This is a genomic window from Ectopseudomonas composti (assembly GCF_001567565.1).
Classification (GTDB): domain Bacteria; phylum Pseudomonadota; class Gammaproteobacteria; order Pseudomonadales; family Pseudomonadaceae; genus Aquipseudomonas; species Aquipseudomonas composti_A.
The window spans coordinates 1-20,661 of the sequence record NZ_LSSW01000015.1 but is presented as its reverse complement, the minus strand read 5'-3'; the positions used below and the strand labels follow the sequence as shown (position 1 = coordinate 20,661).

The window sequence follows — 20,661 nt, the reverse complement described above, 5'->3', positions numbered from 1 at the left end:
GGGCCGCATTGGCCCTCGACGGAGGCAACGATGACAAGCAAACGAGATGTGGTTTTCCCGGCCGAGCGCCATGACCTGTACGAACGTCACCGCTATTCGCCAGCGCTTCGTTCCAATGGCTTTCTGTTCGTATCCGGCCAGGTCGGCAGCCGCAAGGATGGTTCGCCCGAACCCGACCTGAAAGATCAGGTGCGCCTGGCCTTCGCCAACCTCAATGCGATCCTCGCCGAGGCTGGCTGCAGCTTCGAAGACGTGGTCGACACCACGATCTTCATGGTCGATCCGCACGCGAAATTCGAAACCATCTGGGAAGTGGCAGCCGATTACTGGGGCGAGGCGCCCTATCCGACTGTGACCGCCATTGGCGTGACCTGGCTGTCCGGCTTCGACTTCGAGATCAAGGTGATCGCCAGGCTGCCGGAATGAATGGCAGCCTGGCCCCTCTGCTGATCGGCACAGAGAGGCAGAGCACTCAGAGGTGGGTGAATACCCGCTCGGCCGGCAAACGGGATTTGGGCAGCGCGGCGTTGAAATCGCTGTCGCTGCGATAACCCAACGCCACCGCCACCATGCTGCTCAGCCCCTGAGCGGCCAGCCCAAGCTCCTCATCCAGCGCCTCGCGGTCGATGCCTTCCATCGGCGTGGCGTCCACGCCTTTGGCCGCAGCGCCCAGGAGCAAGGTGCCCAACGCCAGATACGCCTGTTTCTCCGCCCAGTGCGGAATGTCTCCTAAGCCGCGGTGCAGTTCGACGTAGCTGCTGCGAGTGTTGTGCTGGGTGGTGCGCGCCGCGTCATCGCGAAAGCGCCCATCGTCGGCCTCCTGCTGCAGCACATTGGCCAGGTGGGCATCGTCGAGATCGCGGCGGGCGCAGATGAGGATCACATGCGAGGCATTGAGGATCTTCGGCTGGTTGTAGGCGAAACCGCCCTGAGCGCCCTTGGCCAGGCGCGCCTTGCCTTCGGCGGTGCTCGCCACGACGAAGTGCCAGGGCTGCGAATTGACCGAAGACGGCGACAGACGCAGCAATTCCAACAGCTCGTCGATGATCGCCTGATCCACCTGGCGACTGGCATCGTATGCCTTGGTGGTGTAACGCTGACGGGCAAAGGAAGCGGGGCTCATGAACACTCTCCTGATCGAGGGATAACGCAAAAATGCTGGCTAGTCTGCAGCATGCGCCTGCACGAAAAAAGCAGGCAAAATCGCTATGAGTTTCAAAGAAAAATTGAAAATGCAGGCCGTTCCAAGTCCCTGAGAAGCACACCAGCACAGCTAAGGGGTGTCCACGCACCAGCCTGGCAAAACCCGAGACCGGGATCGGCGGCGCAAGCCTTGATCTAAGCCATGGGAACCGGATGTGCCACGAAACGCTCGGCAGGCGCCACGATCTGCTCCTGCGCAGCCACCAGTGGCAGATCGCGCGAACCTTCAGCCGTCTGCTCGACCAGCGCGTAGAGCGTTGCCGTGGCCAGCGCCAGCGCTTGCGGCAACGCCTGCCCGGCCAACAGACGCCCCAGCAAGGTCGCCGAGAACACATCCCCCATGCCGTTGGGCAGTGGGTGCCGCGCCAGGTGCGGCGTGGTTACCAGCCAGGCGCCCTCACCGTTCACAGCCAGGGTGCCCAACTCGCCGTCAGGAATATCCGGCGTCGCCAGGCTGGTGACGACCACCACGTCCGGGCCGCGGCCCCGCAGTTGCCGGGCAATTTTCACCGCTTCCTGCAAGCTGCTCAGCTTCGCTCCCGTGAGCAGCTCGAACTCGAACTGGTTGGGCGTGATGATATTGGCGAAGGGAATCGCCTGGTCACGCAGGAAGTCGGGAATCGCCGGGTTGACGAACACGCCGCGCCCGACGTCGCCCATCACCGGGTCGCACAGGTAGCGCACATCGGGATTGTGCTGACGGATCTCCCCCACCGCCTCGAGAATCACCCGTCCGCTGTCGGCATCGCCCAGGTAGCCGGAAAGCACCGCTGATAACCGTGGCAGCACACCGCGCTCTCGCAGCCCGAGCAGCACATCGCGCACATGCTCGGCACCGAACACCTGGCCCCGGAACTGACCGTAGCCGGTGTGGTTGGAAAACTGCACGGTATGGATCGGCAACACCTCGAAGCCCAACCGCTGCAAGGGGAACACCGCAGCGGCGTTGCCGACATGGCCCCAGGCAACGTGAGACTGAATGGACAGGACGAGGGGCGGTAGCGTGGCGCTCATGGCGATCTCTGCTGGATGGATACGACGTGACGCAGATTATTCGCCATGCGCCGCGGGCATTCCACCCCGAGCACAACCTGGCAACTGGCGCTCGATTTCCCTGAATGGACATCCGGCGGGCACTGCAGCAGCGCTGCGTGGGTCCATAACGTTGAGGGAAATCCCTCATTGTCGGCCCCAGGCCACCGCACTAGTCTGGCTCTCACCACGCGCCTCTCTCGAAGGAGAACACCATGACGACCTCGCACAACGACGACAAGCGCCCCACTCCCGATCCGGCGGAAGACAACGCCTTCTTCCCCTCGCCCTACTCGCTCAGCCAGTTCACCTCGGCTAAATCCGATCTCAGCGGCGCCGACTACCCGAACCCGTACAAAGGCGGGCGCTGGAAAATCCTGCTGATCGGCGCCGACGAGCGTTACCTGCTGACAGACAACGGCACGATGTTCTCCACCGGCAATCACCCGGTCGAAACCCTGCTGCCCATGTATCACCTCGACAAGGCCGGTTTTGCCTTCGATGTCGCCACCCTGTCCGGCAACCCGGTGAAATTCGAATTCTGGGCCATGCCCTCCGAAGACGCAGAGGTAAAGGGCCTGTATGACAAATACCGTGACCGCTTCAAGAGCCCGCTCAAGCTGGCCGACGTCATCGAAAAAGCCCTGGGCGATGACTCCGACTACATCGGCGTATTCATCCCCGGCGGCCACGGCGCCCTGATCGGCCTGCCCGAGAGCCAGGAGATGAAACAGGTGCTGCAGTGGGCCGTTGCCAAGGACAAGTTCGTCATTTCCCTGTGCCACGGCCCGGCAGCCTTGCTGGCGGCCGGCCTGGATGAGTCCGCCAGCACCTGCGCCTTCAACGGCTATCGCATCTGCGCATTTCCCGATGCCCTCGACGCGACAACGCCGGACATCGGCTACATGCCGGGCCACCTGACCTGGAAATTCGGCGAACGCCTGCAGGCACTGGGCATCGAGATCATCAATCAGGACATCTCCGGTGCGACGCACCAGGATCGCAAGCTGCTGACCGGCGACAGCCCGCTGGCAGGCAACAACCTGGGCAAACTGGCAGCGGCGGCGCTGCTCGAAGAGGTCGCGACGAAGTGACGGACTCGCCGGCCGTGGCCGCCATGCGCGCCGTGCTCGAGATCGAGGCGGCGCAGGGGCTCGAAGCGATCAAGAAAGCCGTACGGGGGTTCGCCATACCTTACGGCTATGACCGCTTCGTGCTGTTTTCCGCCTCGGCGGCGAACGAGGACGTCATCGAACGCATCCTCTGGGTGGAAGGTGACTGGTTCGGCGACGATCAGCCCGTCGACGCCAAGACCTATGTGCGGCGCTGCCCGGTCACGCGCCACCTGCTCGATGCGCGCGATGCTTTCTTCTGGATCAAGGTGCAGGAGCAGGACGGTGAACGCTACCAAGTGGTTCGCACACCAAAGGGTTCAGGCGTTCAGGGCCTGCAGGTGCCCGTGTTCGGCCCTCGCGGTCTGGAAGGCGCCATGAGCCTGGGTGGAACACGGCTAGACGGCTCACCCCAGGTACGCCTGGGCCTCGGACAGGTCGCCAGCGCCGCATTCTTCTACGCCCACAAGCTGCTCGAAGCCCCGCTCGTTGAAGGGCTCGGCAGGCTCACGCCACGTGAGCGCGAAGTGCTGGCATGGACAGCGGCCGGCCGGCGCCAGGCGGACATCGCGACGACGCTCGGCCTGTCGGAACGTACGGTGGAGAATCACCTGCGTTCGGCACGCCAGCGCCTCGGTGTAACCACGACGGCGCAGGCCATCCGCACCGCCATCCGCAATGGTGAGATCGACGGCTGAGGTCATTTTTCGCCCAACTTGCCCGCACACCCACAAGATGAGGTTTGTGTAACCTGCTCGATGACCTTTGGGGCGGCCAGCAGAATCAGGTCGTCCAGCGCTGCGACTGTCACGCGCATCTGCGCCTGCGACCTCTGATCGCAGACCTTCCCTGGCGCCACTTGCTGCCCGCATTCGCACGCAATACTGGCACGTCGCCATAAAAGCCGCGTTATCATGCCCGCGCCAGCGTTCGATATGACCACAAGGAGCAGTAGATGAGCGATTCGCGCCAGACGGCCTTTGCCCGCGAATGCGACCTGATCATGAAGGGAGGCATCACCAGCGGCATCGTCTACCCGCTGGCCATCACCGAGATTGCCAAGGCATTTCGCCTGCGCAGTATCGGCGGCACCAGTGCTGGCGCCATCGCCGCGGCGGCAGCGGCAGCGGCCGAGCTGGGCCGCCAGCGCTATCAGCACGGTGAGTTGAACAACGACCCTGGCGGCTTCGCCGAAATCGAACGGCTACCCGCACATCTGTGCATGCCCGCTGCAGAAGGCCGCGGCACCAAGCTGCTGGCGCTGTTCAAACCGCGCTCCTCGTTGCGCACACTGTTCGACACCTTCATCGCCATCCTCGAAAGCAAAGGCCGAAGCCCCGGGGCGCGAGTTTTCGCGCCACTCAAGGTCATGCTCATGCGGCACAAGCCTACCGCGCTGATTGGCGCCCTGCTGGCGGGTGGGCCGTTGTGGTGGGTTGCGATCAACAGCGCCAGCATGCTGGTCTGGCTCTGGGTACTGCTGTTCGCCGCACTCGGTAGTTTGGTAGCCGTGCTCGGGCGCATGGCCATCGCGGCACTGCGTGAATTGCCGGCGAACGGTTTCGGCCTGTGCAGCGGTATGCCCGCAGCCGAGGACAAGGCCCCGCATGAAGCCCTGACCGCCTGGCTGACCCACTACCTCGACCGGCTCAGCGGCCAGCACGAATATTGCGCCGGTCAGACCGATGCCATCGAATGCGGGCGGCCCCTGACCTTCGGCGATCTACGTCGCCATGGCATCGACCTGCAGATGATGACCACCTGCCTGAGCATGGCGCGGCCGTTCCGCCTGCCCTTTCGTGACGACGACAAGGTCCGCGAGAACAACCAGTTCCATTTCCGCCAGGAGGAATTCGCCAAGCTGTTCCCGCAGCCTGTTGTGGCCTGGATGAGCGCTCACCAGCGCCCCGGCGATGATCGTGGCGACGGTTACCTGCGCCTGCCATTGCCCGATGACCTGCCGGTGATCGTTGCCGTGCGCATGAGCCTGAGCTTTCCCCTGCTGCTCAGCGCTGTGCCATTGCATGCCGTGGACTACCGCAAGGCCGAGAAAAAGCTGGAGCGCTGCTGGTTCACCGACGGTGGCATCAGCTCCAATTTTCCCATCCACTTCTTCGATGCCGCGCTGCCCAGGCGCCCCACCTTTGGCCTGGACCTGGGGCCGACTGACGGGGCCGACGCACAACGCGTACGCTTCCCACGCAACAATGGCGATGCGCGACTTGCCTACTGGCGCCGCTTTCCCCAAACGGGCTTGCCTGCCCTACGGGGCTTTCTCGCCCTGCTCAGCAATGTCGCCAAGGACTGGAACCACGAAACCCTCTCGTTGATGCCCGGCTTTCGCGACCGTATCGGCCTGATCCAGCTGACCCGTGAGGAAGGCGGCCTCAACCTGACCATGCCCACCGAACGCATCGAGCGGCTGACCCGCTACGGACGTGAAGCCGGCCAGCAGTTCGTCCTGCGCTTCGGCGACCCGCAGCACTGGCAGGCTGGCGCCCAGGCCTCGCCGATGAACTGGGAGAATCACCAGATCATTCGTCTGCGCCTGCAACTGGCCAGCGTCGCCGAACAACTGCAGAGCCTGGAAAGAGCCTGCCGCGAACTGCACGGCAGCGAGCAGGATTACCAGCGCTTTTTCAGTGTCGATGCCAAACGCTACAGCTACCCCTTCAAAGGTCTCAGCGATCTGCAACAGGACCCGGACACCGGTCTGTACCGCACCCAGGCTGGCCTGGCCCAGGCCATGCTGGGCAAGCTGCGGGAGATCGCCCAGATGATCGAACAGCACCCGGACAGCCACCCGGTGATAGGCGCCCCCAAACCCACGCCCGAACTCAAGCTGCGACCACGCCTGTAGGAGCGACACATCCCGAGGTTCCCAGAGCGAATACGCTGGGAGCCTTGGCTACCCGCAGTGACGAGTGGCTAAAGCCACGCTTTTACGCGCGCCCCCCCCTCGTTCAAGACTGCCGGCGAAAGCTATCGCCCTCCGCACCAAAGCAACGCTTGACTCTGCCCCTACGGGCAACCTGCATGCTGCTGGATCCATTTCAGATCACATGGCTGAAGTTGCGGGTACCAAGTGATACCATTGCGCGCTTCGACGCCGCCCTTAGCAGCACAAGGCCCCGGCGTCACGATGCCCGACACGCCCCTCATGCCCCAACAGCCTTAGCGGCTCGTCTGCCGGCAGGGTCGTAGCCTTCACTCACATGCGCAGGTTCGTCTTCCTCGGTTCGGGCCGGGCTGAATGGCTCGAAGCGGTATCCCCTTTAAACAGCGCACCTCAAGTTACTGATAGGTAAGTCCTTTGATCTCCACCGCTAACATCACCATGCAGTTCGGCGCCAAGCCGCTGTTCGAGAACGTTTCCGTCAAGTTCAACAACGGCAACCGCTACGGCCTGATCGGCGCCAACGGCTGCGGCAAGTCGACCTTCATGAAGATCCTCGGCGGCGATCTGGAGCCTTCGGCCGGCCAGGTGATGCTCGAGCCGAACGTGCGCCTGGGCAAGCTGCGCCAGGATCAGTTCGCCTACGAAGAGTTCAACGTGATCGATACCGTGATCATGGGTCACGTGGAGCTGTGGAAGGTCAAGGCCGAGCGCGACCGCATCTATTCGCTGCCGGAAATGAGCGAAGAAGACGGCATGAAGGTCGGTGAGCTGGAGGGCGAGTTCGCCGAGATGGACGGCTACACCGCCGAGTCCCGCGCCGGTGAGTTGCTGCTGGGCCTGGGCATTCCGCTGGAGCAGCACTTCGGCCCGATGAGCGAAGTCGCGCCCGGCTGGAAGCTGCGCGTGCTGCTGGCCCAGGCGCTGTTCGCCGACCCGGACGTGCTGCTGCTCGACGAGCCGACCAACCACCTGGACATCAACACCATCCGCTGGCTGGAATCGATCCTCACGGCGCGCAACAGCACCATGATCATCATTTCCCACGACCGTCACTTCCTCAACGCGGTCTGCACCCATATGGCTGACCTGGATTACGGCGAGCTGCGCCTGTTCCCGGGCAACTACGATGAGTACATGACGGCCTCGACCCAGGCCCGCGAGCAACTGCTGGCCGACAACGCCAAGAAGAAGGCGCAGATCGCCGAGCTGCAGACCTTCGTCAGCCGCTTCTCGGCCAACGCCTCCAAGGCCAAACAGGCCACCAGCCGCGCCAAGCAGATCGACAAGATCCAGCTGAGCGAGGTCAAGCCGTCGAGCCGCGTCAGCCCGTTCATTCGCTTCGACCAGAACAAGAAGCTGCACCGTCAGGCCATCACCATCGACAAGCTCAGCAAGGCCTTCGATGACAAGGTGCTGTTCAAGAACCTCAGCTTCCAGATCGAAGCTGGCGAGCGCGTGGCGATTATCGGCCCCAACGGCATCGGCAAGACCACCCTGCTGCGCACCCTGGTCGGCGAGATGACCCCGGATGCCGGCGCCGTGAAATGGACCGACAGCGCCGAGGTCGGCTACTACGCCCAGGATCACGCGCACGACTTCGAAGCCGACGACACCCTGTTCGAGTGGATGGGCCAATGGACCACGGGCGAGCAGAACATCCGCGCCGCGCTGGGCCGCATGCTGTTCTCCTCCGACGAGATCCAGAAGTCGGTGAAGGTGCTCTCCGGTGGTGAGCAGGGCCGCATGCTGTTCGGCAAGCTGGCCTGCCAGAAGCCCAACGTGCTGGTCATGGACGAACCGACCAACCACCTGGACATGGAGTCCATCGAGGCGCTCAACCTGGCGCTGGAGAACTATCCGGGCACGCTGATCTTCGTCAGCCACGACCGCGAGTTCGTCAGCTCCCTGGCCACGCGCATCATCGAGCTGTCGGACAACGGCGTGACCGATTTTTCCGGCACCTACGACGACTACCTGCGCAGCCAGGGCATCATCGTCTGACCCCTGCTGCAGAAACGACAAAGCCCGCTTTCGCGGGCTTTGTCGTTCTAGCGCTCTGCTCAGGCGGTAGCGAACAGCTCGGAGATACGCTGCGCGGCGCCCTGCATGGCTTCGGCACGCGGCTTTTCGCCATAGGCCAGGCCTTCGGCGCGGACGATCTCGATGTCGTCGATGCCGAGGAAGTTCAGCACGCGAATCAGGTAGTCCTCATGCGCCTGGCCGGACGGCTGGCCGGCATGAATGCCACCGGCGCTGGAGGCGATCACCACGGTCTTGCCACCCGCCAGCCCGATCGGGCCATTCTCGGTGTATGTGAACGACTTGCCGGCAACGGCGATGCGGTCGATCCAGGCCTTCAGCTGGCTGGGAATGCTGAAGTTGTACATCGGTGCACCGATGACGATGGCATCGGCAGCCAGAAACTCTTCCAGAGTGCGTTCGGCCAGCTCGGCTTCATGCTTCTGTGCAGCATCACGCAGCTCGGCCGGCGTGCCGGCAGCGACCAGGCTGGCAGCGGAAAAGTGGCTGATCGCATCGCTGGCCAGGTCACGGTAGGTCACCTGAACGTTCGGTGCGGTAACTGCCCAGGCTTCGACCACAGCGTGGCTGAGCTGACGGGAAGCGGAGGCATCGCCGAGGATGCTGGAATCGAGGTGCAGTAGTTTCATGGGTTCTCTCCAAAGTGTCGTGCGACAGGGCGACGCGATGGCAGAGATGCTATCCGTGGAGCCAATAGCCGGTAAGACGGTAAAAATGCGATAGTTCGTCCCACTGATAGGACGATGATATGCATGACCTCAATGATCTTTTCTATTTCGCCAAGGTAGTCGAGGCTGGCGGTTTCGCTGCAGCCGGGCGCCTGCTGGGCATTCCCAAGTCGCGCCTGTCGCGGCGCATCGCCGAGCTGGAGCAGCGCCTGGACGCGCGCTTGCTGCAACGCTCGACGCGCAAGCTGGCACTGACCGATATCGGCGAACGCTATCTGAGTCATTGCCAGGCCATGTTGCTGGAAGCCGAACAGGCCGAGGAAACCGTGGCCAAGCTGACCAGCGAGCCGCGCGGCCGGGTGCGTTTCTCCACGCCGCCTGGCGTAGCCCTGCTGCCCGAGCTGATCAATGAGTTTCTGACTCTCTACCCCAGGGTGCAGCTGGAGGTGGTACAGACCACCCGCCGTATAGACCTGCTCAACGAGGCGGTGGACGTCGCCCTGCGTGTGCGCAACGTCGATGATGAAGAGCCTGGGCTGATTACACGCCGCCTGCTGCCCGCTCGGGCGCATATCGTGGCGCGCCCGGACCTGGTCGCCGGGCTGCGCCTGGAGCAACCGGAAGACCTGCAGCAACTGCCGGCCCTGGGCGCCATCGGCGCGGACCGGCGCATCCATCTGCGCTTCTGTCACGACAGGTCTCAGGAGCTTCGCGAGATTGCCCTAGAAGCGCGCCTGGCAGTCGATGACTTCCCCATGCGCAAGGCCGCGGCGCTGGCCGGCGTGGGCATCACCCTGCTACCGACCACGCATTGCCACGAGGAACTGGCCGATGGTCGCCTGATCGCCCTGCTGCCGCAGTGGACGGTACCGCAAGGCCACATCCAGCTGGCCTATACCCACAGGCGCGGCATGTCGCCGGCAGTCCGCGCCTGGATCGACCTGCTCAGCGATGCCTTCAGCCGCAGGAGCTTCCCACCCTGACTCAGATGCGGAACTGACGCACCAACTCGCCGAGGCGATCGCCCAGGCCAGCCAGACTGCGTGCCGTCTGCGCCCCACGTTCGGTTTCATCGGCCACGCTGTCCACGGCCCCCGCGATCTGGTGCACGCTGCGGTTGATCTCCTCGGCCACCGCCGTCTGCTCCTCGGCGGCGCTGGCGATCTGCGCGTTCATGGCGTTGATGGTAGCGATCAGCTGGGCAATGGCGTCGAGCGATTCGCCGGCCTTGTTGGCCTGCTCGCTGGTGACTTCGCCGGCATCGCTGGAGCGACGCATCGAGGTCACCGACTGCTGCGTACCTTGCTGCAGGCGGTCGATCATGCCCTGGATTTCCTGCGTGCTCTGTTGGGTGCGGCTGGCCAGGGCACGCACCTCATCGGCGACCACGGCGAAACCGCGCCCGGCCTCACCGGCCCGCGCGGCCTCGATGGCGGCGTTCAGCGCCAGCAGGTTGGTCTGCTCGGCGATGGAGCGGATCACGTCGAGCACGCTGACGATGGACTGCACGTCCTGCTGCAGGCTGTCGAGCGATGCACCACTGCTGCGGATATCGTCCACCAGTGAGTGAATACGCTGGATGCTGCCGTCGACCACGCTCTTGGCCGCCTGCCCTTCGCGGTCGGTCTGTTGCGCGGCTTCGGCAGCGCTTTGCGCGCTCTTGGCCACTTCATGAGCGGCAGCCGACATTTCATTGATCGCCGTGGCCACCTGGTCGGTCTCGTGACGCTGCTGCGCCATGGCCTTCTCGGAGCGTTGCGCCTGGTCGGAAACCTGCCCCACCAACTCGGTAAGCTGCCCGGTCATTTCGACGATCTGCCGCACCAGACCATGCACCTTCTCGACGAAACGGTTGAAGGAGCCAGCCAGCTGCCCCAGTTCATCGTTGCTGGTCACGGGCAGACGACGGGTCAGGTCGCCCTCGCCTGCGGCGATATCGTCGAGGTTGGCCTTGATCAGCAGCAACGGGCGCAGGAAGGCGTTGCCCAGCCACACGCCGATCACCCCGAACAGCACCAGCAACACCGCTGCAACGATCACGATACTGGTAAGGATGGTGCCGATGCGCCGATCGATCTCGGCCTGCACTTCGCTGATGCGTGCTTCCACGCCGTCCAGATTGAGCGCGGTGCCAACCGCCATGTCCCACTTGGGCAAGTAGTAGCTGTAGGCGAGCTTGGGCACCATCACCGCCTCGTTGCCCGGCAGCGGCGAGGAGTAATTGACGAAGTAGCTGTTGTTCTTGGCCACGTTGACCAGCTCACGGTTGATGTACACACCGTTCGGGTCACGCCGGTCGGCCAGGCTCTTGCCGACATCCACCGGACTGTCGCCGCGGAACAGACGTACCACGTTGGAATCGTGGCCGAAGAAGTAGCCGTCGGCGCCATATTTGATCTTGGAGAGGATGGCGATGGCCTGCTCGCGACTGGCCGTATCGCCTTGCGCCGCGCCATCGTAGAGCCCCTTCACGGAGCCGAGAGCGATCTGGATGTAGTGCTCCAGCTCACTGCGTTTCTCTTGCAGCAGACGTTCGCGAGTCTCGGCGACCTCATCGGCTGCCATGCTTTGCAGCACCCGCGCCGCCGTGCCGCTGAGCACCAGGGCGAAGAGGAGGACGGGAACCAGCGCAAGTAGTATGACCTTGGCTTTCAGTGTCAGGCGCATTTTTATTGTCCTTATGTGCGAAAGCAAAAACGGGGCTACCGATGTATCGGCAGCCCCGCGGAGGAATTAAGCGACCCATCGCGTCAGGAACTTAACTCGGCGCAGACCTGCCTCTCTACAACAGCATAGCGCCGGCCCAACCGAACACCAGCAGTGGCAGGTTGTAGTGCAGGAAAGTGGGCACCACGCTGTCCCAGATATGGTTGTGCTGGCCATCGGCGTTCAGACCTGAGGTTGGCCCGAGTGTGGAATCCGACGCTGGCGATCCGGCATCGCCCAGGGCGCCGGCAGTCCCGACGATGCAGACGATTGCCAGTGGGCTGAAACCCAGTTGCACGCCCAGCGGCACGAAGATCGCGGCAATGATCGGCACCGTCGAGAAGGAGGAGCCGATGCCCATGGTCACCAGCAGCCCGACCAGCAGCATCAGCAGCGCGCCGACCGCCTTGTTGTGACCGATCAATTCTGCCGAACTGTCCACCAGTGCCCTTACCTCACCGGTGGTTTTCATCACCTCGGCGAAACCGGCAGCGGCGATCATGATGAAGCCGATCATGGCCATCATCTTCATGCCTTCGGTGAACAGGCCGTCCGCCTCTTTCCAGCGCACCACGCCGGAAACCGAAAAGATGACGAAACCGACCAGCGCACCGATGATCATCGAGTCCAGCCACAGCTGCACGATGAACGCCGCGGCGATGGCCAGCCCGGCGACCAGCAGGCTCAGCGGGTTGTAGTGCACGTCCACGCGCTCGCTCTGCGCGACCTTCTCCAGGTCATAGACCCGCTTGCCGCGGTAGCTGAACAGCACCGCGACGAGCAGTCCGAAAAACATGCCCAGTGCCGGAATGGCCATGGCGTGGGTGATGCTGATGCCGGTGACATCGACACCGGACTTGGCGACGTTGGCCAGCAGGATCTCGTTGAGGAAAATGCCGCCAAAGCCAACCGGCAGGAACATGTACGGCGTAATCAGACCGAAGGTCAACACGCAGGCAATCAGCCGGCGGTCCAGTTGCAACTTGCTCAGCACATAGAGCAGCGGCGGCACCAGCAGCGGGATGAACGCGATATGGATGGGCAGCAGGTTCTGCGAGGAGATCGCCACCGCCAGCAGCAAGCCGATCAGCAGCCACTTCAGCGCCCCTCCGGCACCGTCCTGCTGCTTGCCAACCAGCGCCAGTGCCTTGTCCGCCAGGGCATGAGCCAGGCCCGACCTGGCGATAGCCACCGCGAACGCGCCGAGCAGCGCATAGGACAACGCCACCGTCGCCCCGCCACCGAGCCCCTGATTGAACGCCTGCAGGGTGCCCTCGATGCCCAGGCCGCCGAGCAGACCACCGACCAGCGCTCCGACGATCAGCGCCACGACCACATGCACGCGGCAGAGACTGAGGATCAGCATGACGCCGACCGCGGCGATTACAGCATTCATAGAACATTCCACCTGCAGTGCGTGCCGGCAAGACCGGCGCAAAAAGCCGCGTACTCTGCCGCACGCGGCCTAGCCTGTCAAAACGAGCATACGTTCATAATATCAATCAATACGTGCATAATTCCGACCAAGCCCCACATCGATCAAGAACGCGGGCCCTGTACCGATAACCGTACTAGTCCATGCAGAAAGGAACGCACCATGCTGTTCAGTCGTCTTTCAATCCAGTGGAAGATCACCCTGCTCGCCGGGCTCTGCCTGCTCGCTATCGTCACCTTGCTGGTAGGTGCTTCGCAGTTTCAGTCAAGCCGCAGTGCCAACCTGGTACGCGAAGCCAGCTCCGGCATGCTGGAGGAAAGCGCCAAATTGCGCCTCAAGGCTCGCGGTGAACTGCAGGCGATCCGTATCCAGCGCTACTTCATGGACGCCTACCAGTACGGCAAGGGATTTTCCAGGCAGATTCTGTTTCTGCGTGAGCAAGCCGAGAAGCGCTTTCTCGATGCCTTCGACCTGCGCGAAGACCTCACCCGCCAGGTACGCACCAGCCTCGAGGCCAACCCAGGCTTGCTCGGACTATATCTGGTGTTCGAGCCCAACGCGCTGGATGGCAAGGATGAACTCTTCGCCGATCAAGCCGAGCTTGGCAGCAACGAAGGCGGTCGTTTCGCACTGTATTGGTCGCAGGCCACGGTCGGCGAACTGGAATCCGAAGCGATGACCGAAGAGCTGCTCGGCGACACCACCCCCGGTGCCAATGGCGTGGCCTACAACGCCTGGTACACCTGCCCTCGCGATACTCGTCAAGCGTGCGTACTGGAGCCTTACTACGACGAAGTCGGCGGCAAGAAGACGCTGATGACCAGCATCGCCTTCCCCTTGGAGTTGAACGGCAAGATCATCGGCGTGATGGGTCTCGACATCAGCCTGTCCAGCCTGCAGCAGATCAGCGAGCAGGCCAATGCCGAACTGTATGACGGCCAGGGCCACGTCAGCATCTTCAGCCCCGGCGCGCTGCTCACAGGCAATAGCCGCGATGGCAGTCTGCTGAGCCAGCCCGTCGAACGCGCCTTTCCCGAAGACGCCAGCGAACTGCGCGGCCTGATCCAGAGCGGCAGCGATGCCGAGTTGCGCCACGGTGACATGCTCCGTGAGCTCAGCCCCTTCAAACCCATTCCCGAGGCCAAACCCTGGTCGGTGCTGCTCGAAGTACCTCAGCAGGTCTTGCTCGAACGTGCCATCAAGCTTGGCGCCCAACTCGATGCCAACCGCGCCAGTGACAGCCTGGTCGCGCTGCTGATGGGGCTCGTCGCGGTGATCGCCGGCCTGCTGCTGATGTGGCTGACCGCGCGCGGCGTGACGCGACCGATTCTGGGCGTCGCCGCCATGCTCAAGGACATCGCCAGCGGTGAAGGCGACCTGACCCGCCGCCTGCAATACGCCCGGCAGGACGAACTGGGCGAGTTGGCCGGCTGGTTCAACCGCTTCCTCGATAAACTGCAGCCAATCATCGCCGACGTGAAAAGCAGCGTGATCGATGCTCGCAGCACGGCCGACCAGTCGGCGGCCATCGCCAGTCAGACCAGTGCCGGCATGCAGCAGCAGTATCGCGAAGTCGACCAGGTGGCGACCGCCTTCCAGGAAATGAGCGCCACCGCTCAGGACGTCGCCCACAATGCAGCGCAAGCCGCAGAGGCCGCACGAAATGCCGACCAGGCCAGCCGTGAAGGCCTGCAAGTGATCGATCGCACCACCAGCACCATCGACCTGCTGGCCAATGAAATGAACGTGGCCATGCAGGAAGTCGAAGGCCTTGCCAGCAGCAGCGAGCAGATCGGCTCGGTACTCGAAGTGATTCGCTCGATTGCCGAGCAGACCAACCTGCTCGCCCTCAACGCGGCCATCGAAGCCGCTCGCGCAGGGGAAGCCGGTCGCGGCTTTGCCGTGGTCGCCGACGAGGTGCGCAACCTGGCCAAACGCACTCAGGACTCGGTCGAAGAAATTCGCCAGGTGATCGAAGGTCTGCAAAGCGGTACGCGCGAAGTGGTCAGCACCATGCACAGCAGCCATCGCCAGGCTCAGGGCAGCGTCGAACAGGTGCAGCAAGCCGTGGCCGCGCTGCAGCGCATCAGCCAGGCGGTCAGCACCATTACCGACATGAATCTGCAGATCGCCAGTGCGGCTGAAGAACAGAGCTCGGTGGCCGAGGAGATCAACCGCAACGTCGCGTCGATCCGCGACGTCACCGAGGCCATCTCCGCGCAGGCCGACGAGTCGGCGCAGGTAAGCCAGAGCCTCAATCGTCTGGCCAATCACCAGCAGGGTCTGATGGATCAGTTCCGCGTGTAGCGGCGCAGACTCTGACGGAGAACACCTGAGCGTGACGCCAAATCATCCCCGATCTGGCGGCGCGTCCCTTGCAGCGCAGACAGGCGATCGCCTAGCCTGCGTTCTTTTTTTGGGGAAGCAACATGCTCAATATCACCTTGGTCGCCGGCTCCAGCCGCAACAACAGCCAATCGGGAAAGGTCGCCCGCGTACTGCGTCAGCGCCTGATCGAGATGGGGCAAACCACTCAGGACACCAGCTGCATCATCGATCTGGGCCTTGCGCCACTGCCGCTGTGGCCCGCTGAAGATGCCGGCCCCTGGTCCATGTACCAGCAACAACTAGCAGCCGCCGATGCGGTGGTGATCATCGCGCCGGAGTGGAACGGCATGGCCTGCCCGGCAATCAAGAACTTCTTCATCTACGCCAGCAAGGCCGAACTGGCGCACAAGCCGGGTCTGCTGGTGGGCGTCTCCTCCGGCATTGGCGGTGCCTACCCGATTGGCGAACTGCGCGCCTCCAGCTACAAGAACTGCCGCCTGTGCTACCTGCCGGAACACCTGATCGTGCGTCAGGTCGAGAAGGTCCTGAACGGCCCACAGCCGGTGGACGAGGCTGATCAGCGACTCCGTGCCCGCATCGATTACGCGCTCGACGTACTGGTGCGCTACGCCCACGCCCTGCAACCGGTGCGCGCCGCCATCAACTTCGACAATCCGGCCTTCGCCAACGGGATGTAAGCAAGCGTGTTACAGGCGCCGCTGTGTGAGTTGGCGGCGCCGAACACAGTGCTTTCGGCGGTTTGCCTGGCCCCGGCTCAACGCCGCGGCAGGCTGACCATCACCCGCAGGCCGCCCAGAGGGCTGTCCTGCAGGTCGATACGGCCATGCCAGGCCTCGATGATATCGCGCACGATACCGAGGCCCAGGCCGTGCCCGGCGACCTGCTCATCCAGGCGCGTGCCACGGCCCAGCACGGCCTCACGCCCTTCGGCATCGATGCCGGGACCATCATCATCGACAAACAGGCAATAGCCCTCTGCACTCTCCTGCACCGTCAACTGCACGCGTTGCTCGGCCCATTTGCAGGCGTTGTCCAGCAGGTTGCCGAGCAGCTCTAGCAAATCTTCACGATCACGCGGCAACACCAGGCCAGGCGGCGCCTGCCAGTCCAGAGTCAGGCCGCGGTCATGAATCATCGACAAGGTGGCGAACAGCCCCGGCAACTCCTGCGCACAATCGAAGCGCGCCCCCGGCAAGACTTCGCCAGCCAGACGCGCACGCCCCAGCTCACGGCTGAGGCGCTGCTCGATCTGCTCCAGTTGTTCGCGCATGCTCGCGCGTAACGCAGGATGAGCAGCCAGTTCCTCGCGGCCGGCCAGGCTTATCAACACCGCCAGCGGCGTTTTCAGCGCATGGCCAAGGTTGCCCAGGGCATTGCGCGAGCGCTTGAGGGTGTCCTCGGTATGCGCCAACAGGTGGTTGATCTGCGCCACCAGAGATTCCAGCTCTTCGGGCACCTCGGCATCCAGCTCGCTACGGCGGCCCTGCTGCAGCTGCGCGATCTGCTGACGCACCTGCTCCAGCGGGCGCAGCGCCCGGCGCACGGTATAGCGCTGGGCGATCAGGATCAGCAGCAGCCCCGCACCACCCAGGCCAAGTCCGACCCATTGCATGTGGCGAAAGCTCTGCAGTATCGGTTGGTAGTCCTGCGCCACGCTGATCGACAGGCTCTGCCCATAGCGGCGGTAATCGGCGCGGTAAATCAACAACAACTGGCCTTGCGGGCCATCGCCCAGCTTGGCCTGCATGCCCGTACCATCGGGCTTGAGTAGCTCGCGATCCCACAACGAGCGCGAACGCCAGCTGCGGTCGGGAAAATCGATGCGAAAGTAGTGCCCGGAGAATTGCCGCTGGAACGAGGGGTCGAGGCGTCGTTCATCCAACTGCAGCCCCGCCGGACCACGCACCAACGCGGCCAGCAGCCCCTGCGCCTCATCGCGCAGATCCTCTTCCAGGTATGCACGCAGGCCACGGTCGAAGACCCAGAGACTGGCCTGCGCCAGAACCAGCCCAATCACCAACAGCGTAGCGGCCAGGCCAATGCCGAGCCGACGCTGAATGGACCTCAACCCTGCTCTCCGGTAAAGCGATAGCCCTGCCCACGGCGGGTCTCGATCACATTGCGCCCGAGCTTGCCGCGCAGACGATTGACGTGCACTTCGATGACGTTGGAGTCGCGCTCGGTCTCACCATCATAAAGGTGGTCGGCGAGATGGCTCTTGGAGAGGATTTGCCCCGGATGCAGCATGAAATAACGCAGCAAGCGAAACTCTGCGGCGGTCAGGTCGATGGCCTCGCCGGCAGCGGTCACGCACTGGCGGCTCTCGTCCAATTGCAAGCCGGCAGACTCCAGTTGCGGTTGGTTAGCCAGCCCATGGGCACGACGCAACAGTGCCTGGATGCGCAGGGCCAGCTCCTCGGGGTGGAAGGGTTTGGTCAGGTAGTCGTCGGCGCCGGCCTTGAGCCCTTCGATGCGCTCAGCCCAGGAGCCACGCGCCGTCAGCACCAGCACCGGTGTGGCCAGGCCACCGGCACGCCACTCCTGTAGCACTTCCAGCCCCGGCTTACCCGGCAAGCCGAGATCGAGAATGATCAGATCGTAAGGCTCGCTAGCGCCCTGATAGGCCGCATCACGACCGTCGGCCAACCAGTCCACGGCATAGCCTTGGCGCGTCAGGCTGGCGGTCAGTTCATCGGCCAGGGGTACATGGTCTTCCACCAGCAACAGGCGCATCAGTCGTCTTCCTCATCCTTCAGAATATTGCCGTTGCGGGCATCCAGTTCGAGCTCACGCACCACGCCCGATGTGGCCAGAATCTCCACCTCATAAACCAGCACGCCATCTTCCTCCTCCAGTTCCGCCTCAAGCAGAGTCGAGCCTGGGTAAGCCTTGTCGACGTGCTGCATCAACTGCTCGAACGGCATGATGACGCCATCGCGCCGCAAACGCAGGGCTTCATCTTGATCGAGATCACGCGCGACACCCGGAACGCTGGCTAAACCGCTTACCAGCACCAGAAACAGTGCGGTGGTACGTCGAAACTTCATCAATCGTCCTGGTGGTTCTTGAGAATTTTCCCGGTGCTGGCATCCAGCTCCAGGTCCCACTGCACGCCTTGAGCATCGCGCAGCTCGATCTGATAGATATAGCGGCCGTACTCTTCTTCCAGCTCAGTTTCTTCGATACGCGCGCCTGGATGCTGAGCCAGCGCCGTTTCGTTGAGCTTTTCGAAGGATTTGATAGTCCCGGCATCACGTAGACGCAGCGCCTCATCCGGGCCCAGATCACGTGCCTGGGCAATGGTTGCGGCGCTGGCGAGGGTGACAAGTGTAGCGAGGCTGAGCAATCGTTTCATGTGCTTCTCCAGCGAATCAGTGGCTTCAACTCTAGGCTCAGGCACTTAATTCAAGCTGAATTCACATGCGTCATTCACCACATGAAGTGGCTTGGCCTGCTCGTTCAGCCCTCTATAATCGCCTGTTCGAAAGGAGGCATCGATGAGCGCGATCCATATCAAATCCCCTGCCCTGACACTCAAGGTAGGTCCCAGAGCCTTGACGCGAATTCGCCAGAACGGCCTGAGCCCGGCGGACGTCGGCATCCTGCCTGGCGCGGCGGGCGGCCCCAAAGGTATTGGTATTCAGGGCTTGGATCTCGCACTGTTTGGCGACTGGCTACCCCGCGCCCCACGCGAGCGCGCCCTGATCGGCGCCTCGATCGGATCCTGGCGCTTCGCCAGTGCCTGCCTGCCAGACCCGACCGCAGGAATTCGGCGACTCGGCGAGCTGTACACCTCGCAGCGCTTCGCCAAGGGCGTGAGCATGGCCGAGGTCTCGGGCAGTTGCCGGCAAATGCTCAGCGAACTGCTAGCGGATCAGGACGCCGCCATCATCGCCAACCCTTACTATCGTCTGCACATCGTCGTGGTGAAGAGCCACGGCCTGCTGCAACACGACCACCGCGGCAAACTCAGCCTCGGCCTGTCATCGGTGATCGGTAATAACTTTCTGGCCCGCCAACGTCTTGGCCGTCACTTTGATCGCGTGATTCTGCACGATGCGCGACAGCTACCTCCCCTGACGCAGCTGAGCGACTTCCGCTCGCACTTCCACGCGCTGACTCCGGAAAACCTGCGCCACGCCCTGCTGGCTTCTGGATCGATTCCAATGGTGATGGAAGCCATTCGCGAGATTCCCGGCTTGGAGCCTGGTGCCTATCGCGATGGCGGCCTGCTCGACTACCACCTTGACCTGCCCTACCACGGCGAAGACATCGTTCTCTATCCGCACTTCACCGACCGGGTGATACCGGGCTGGTTCGACAAGAGCATGCCCTGGCGCCGCGGCGACCGCACGCGCCTGCAGGATGTAGTGCTGCTGGCGCCATCTCGCGAATATCTGGCTCGCTTGCCACACGGCAAACTGCCAGATCGCACTGACTTCAAGCGTTACCTGGGCAATGACGAAGGGCGCGAACGTTACTGGCGCCAGGCCATGGCCGAAAGTACGAGGCTCGGAGACGAATTTCTCGAACTGGTCGAAAGTGGCCGCCTGGCAGAACGCCTGCAGCCTCTCTGAAACAAGCGATTGCTCAGAGCGCAGGGCGACGTGATCAGGCGGCAAACGGGCCAGACCTGATAAACTGCACAGCTCAACGCCATTCAGGCAGAATCATTTACGCGAGCGCTGTTCAGTGGAATTGTTCAAAGAGTTCATCTTCGAGGCGGCCCATCGCCTGCCACACGTACCGGAAGGCCACAAATGCGGCCGCCTGCACGGCCACTCCTTCCGAGTCGCCATTTATATCGAAGGTGACGTCGATCCTTATACCGGCTGGATTCGCGACTTCTCGGAGATCAAAGCGATCTTCAAGCCAATCTACGAGCAGCTCGATCACAACTACCTGAACGACATCCCTGGCCTGGAAAACCCGACCAGTGAGGTTTTGGCCAAGTGGATCTGGCAACAGGTCAAACCACTGCTTCCAGAGCTGTCACGCGTACGCATCCACGAAACCTGCACCAGTGGTTGCGAGTATCGCGGCGATTGAGCAGCGCCGAAAACGACAAAGGCCACCTTCAAGGTGGCCTTTTTATTGATCTCTAATTAGCGCCGACAACGCGTAGGGTGCGCCCTGCGCACCGTAGCGACCGCATCATTGCCGGCGGGCGCAGCGTGCCCTACTTTTCCCGCGCGCAAAGAAGAAACCCCAGACCGC

Annotated in this window: 19 protein-coding genes; 10 read left to right on the top strand and 9 right to left on the bottom strand. The window is 63.0% G+C overall.

From position 1 onward, the window contains the following. Positions 1–30: 30 nt before the first annotated feature. Positions 31–426 (top strand): RidA family protein, encoded by a 396-nt coding sequence (locus tag PCLY_RS03795; RefSeq protein WP_061237962.1) that lies wholly within the window; start codon positions 31–33, stop codon positions 424–426. 46 nt (positions 427–472) lie between these two features. On the opposite strand, the gene nfsB is transcribed toward PCLY_RS03795, so the two are convergent. Beyond that, positions 473–1,123 (bottom strand): oxygen-insensitive NAD(P)H nitroreductase, encoded by a 651-nt coding sequence (nfsB, locus tag PCLY_RS03790; RefSeq protein WP_061237960.1) that lies wholly within the window; start codon positions 1,121–1,123, stop codon positions 473–475. Between the two features lie 215 nt (positions 1,124–1,338). After that, positions 1,339–2,217, bottom strand: a complete 879-nt coding sequence (gene pdxY, locus PCLY_RS03785) for a pyridoxal kinase PdxY (protein ID WP_061237958.1) — start codon at positions 2,215–2,217, stop codon at positions 1,339–1,341. 233 nt (positions 2,218–2,450) lie between these two features. On the opposite strand from pdxY, the gene hchA reads away from it, so the two are divergent. The 4 genes from hchA to PCLY_RS03760 all read left to right on the top strand — a co-directional run bounded on the left by hchA (position 2,451) and on the right by PCLY_RS03760 (position 8,247). After that, positions 2,451–3,329 (top strand): glyoxalase III HchA, encoded by an 879-nt coding sequence (hchA, locus tag PCLY_RS03780; protein ID WP_061237956.1) that lies wholly within the window; start codon positions 2,451–2,453, stop codon positions 3,327–3,329. Next, positions 3,326–4,045 (top strand): PA1136 family autoinducer-binding transcriptional regulator, encoded by a 720-nt coding sequence (locus tag PCLY_RS03775; protein ID WP_061237954.1) that lies wholly within the window; start codon positions 3,326–3,328, stop codon positions 4,043–4,045. The genes hchA and PCLY_RS03775 overlap by 4 nt, the downstream gene beginning before the upstream one ends. Before the next feature lie 257 nt (positions 4,046–4,302). Next, the gene (locus PCLY_RS03765) at positions 4,303–6,207 is read left to right on the top strand and encodes a patatin-like phospholipase family protein (RefSeq protein WP_061237950.1); all 1,905 of its coding nucleotides are present in this window, start codon (positions 4,303–4,305) and stop codon (positions 6,205–6,207) included. Between the two features lie 453 nt (positions 6,208–6,660). After that, on the top strand, positions 6,661–8,247 hold the full coding sequence (locus PCLY_RS03760; protein WP_061237948.1) for an ABC-F family ATPase: 1,587 nt from the start codon (positions 6,661–6,663) through the stop codon (positions 8,245–8,247). A 59-nt stretch (positions 8,248–8,306) separates the two neighbouring features. Here the strand turns inward: PCLY_RS03760 and PCLY_RS03755 are convergent, their stop codons facing one another. After that, the gene (locus PCLY_RS03755; RefSeq protein ID WP_061237946.1) at positions 8,307–8,915 is read right to left on the bottom strand and encodes an FMN-dependent NADH-azoreductase; all 609 of its coding nucleotides are present in this window, start codon (positions 8,913–8,915) and stop codon (positions 8,307–8,309) included. Between the two features lie 119 nt (positions 8,916–9,034). Between PCLY_RS03755 and PCLY_RS03750 the strand changes: the two genes are divergently transcribed. Further along, positions 9,035–9,937 (top strand): LysR substrate-binding domain-containing protein, encoded by a 903-nt coding sequence (locus tag PCLY_RS03750; RefSeq protein ID WP_061237945.1) that lies wholly within the window; start codon positions 9,035–9,037, stop codon positions 9,935–9,937. A 1-nt stretch (position 9,938) separates the two neighbouring features. On the opposite strand, the gene PCLY_RS03745 is transcribed toward PCLY_RS03750, so the two are convergent. Both PCLY_RS03745 and PCLY_RS03740 read right to left on the bottom strand, forming a co-directional pair. Continuing rightward, the gene (locus PCLY_RS03745; RefSeq protein WP_061237943.1) at positions 9,939–11,621 is read right to left on the bottom strand and encodes a methyl-accepting chemotaxis protein; all 1,683 of its coding nucleotides are present in this window, start codon (positions 11,619–11,621) and stop codon (positions 9,939–9,941) included. Between the two features lie 115 nt (positions 11,622–11,736). Beyond that, the gene (locus tag PCLY_RS03740; protein WP_061237941.1) at positions 11,737–13,056 is read right to left on the bottom strand and encodes a Na+/H+ antiporter family protein; all 1,320 of its coding nucleotides are present in this window, start codon (positions 13,054–13,056) and stop codon (positions 11,737–11,739) included. A gap of 201 nt (positions 13,057–13,257) precedes the next feature. Between PCLY_RS03740 and PCLY_RS03735 the strand changes: the two genes are divergently transcribed. After that, complete coding sequence (locus tag PCLY_RS03735) at positions 13,258–15,402, top strand: methyl-accepting chemotaxis protein (protein ID WP_061237940.1); 2,145 nt, start codon at positions 13,258–13,260, stop codon at positions 15,400–15,402. Between the two features lie 122 nt (positions 15,403–15,524). Continuing rightward, positions 15,525–16,121 (top strand): NADPH-dependent FMN reductase, encoded by a 597-nt coding sequence (locus PCLY_RS03730; protein WP_061237938.1) that lies wholly within the window; start codon positions 15,525–15,527, stop codon positions 16,119–16,121. Positions 16,122–16,198: 77 nt separating this feature from the next. On the opposite strand, the gene PCLY_RS03725 is transcribed toward PCLY_RS03730, so the two are convergent. The 4 genes from PCLY_RS03725 to PCLY_RS03710 are packed head-to-tail and all read right to left on the bottom strand — an operon-like array spanning position 16,199 to position 18,799. Then, positions 16,199–17,512 (bottom strand): ATP-binding protein, encoded by a 1,314-nt coding sequence (locus tag PCLY_RS03725; protein ID WP_061237936.1) that lies wholly within the window; start codon positions 17,510–17,512, stop codon positions 16,199–16,201. Continuing rightward, positions 17,509–18,177: a response regulator transcription factor gene (locus tag PCLY_RS03720; RefSeq protein ID WP_061237934.1), complete on the bottom strand. Its 669-nt coding sequence runs from the start codon at positions 18,175–18,177 to the stop codon at positions 17,509–17,511. Before PCLY_RS03720 ends, PCLY_RS03725 begins: the two co-directional genes overlap by 4 nt. After that, positions 18,177–18,491 carry a PepSY domain-containing protein gene (locus PCLY_RS03715; protein WP_061237933.1) on the bottom strand — a complete coding sequence of 105 codons (315 nt, stop codon included), beginning with the start codon at positions 18,489–18,491 and terminating at the stop codon, positions 18,177–18,179. Before PCLY_RS03715 ends, PCLY_RS03720 begins: the two co-directional genes overlap by 1 nt. Then, positions 18,491–18,799: a PepSY domain-containing protein gene (locus tag PCLY_RS03710; protein WP_061237931.1), complete on the bottom strand. Its 309-nt coding sequence runs from the start codon at positions 18,797–18,799 to the stop codon at positions 18,491–18,493. The genes PCLY_RS03715 and PCLY_RS03710 overlap by 1 nt, the downstream gene beginning before the upstream one ends. 142 nt (positions 18,800–18,941) lie before the next feature. Between PCLY_RS03710 and PCLY_RS03705 the strand changes: the two genes are divergently transcribed. Continuing rightward, the gene (locus PCLY_RS03705; protein WP_061237930.1) at positions 18,942–20,021 is read left to right on the top strand and encodes a patatin-like phospholipase family protein; all 1,080 of its coding nucleotides are present in this window, start codon (positions 18,942–18,944) and stop codon (positions 20,019–20,021) included. Between the two features lie 115 nt (positions 20,022–20,136). Then, on the top strand, positions 20,137–20,493 hold the full coding sequence (gene queD / locus PCLY_RS03700; protein WP_021488842.1) for a 6-carboxytetrahydropterin synthase QueD: 357 nt from the start codon (positions 20,137–20,139) through the stop codon (positions 20,491–20,493). The last annotated feature ends 168 nt before the right edge of the window (positions 20,494–20,661 follow it).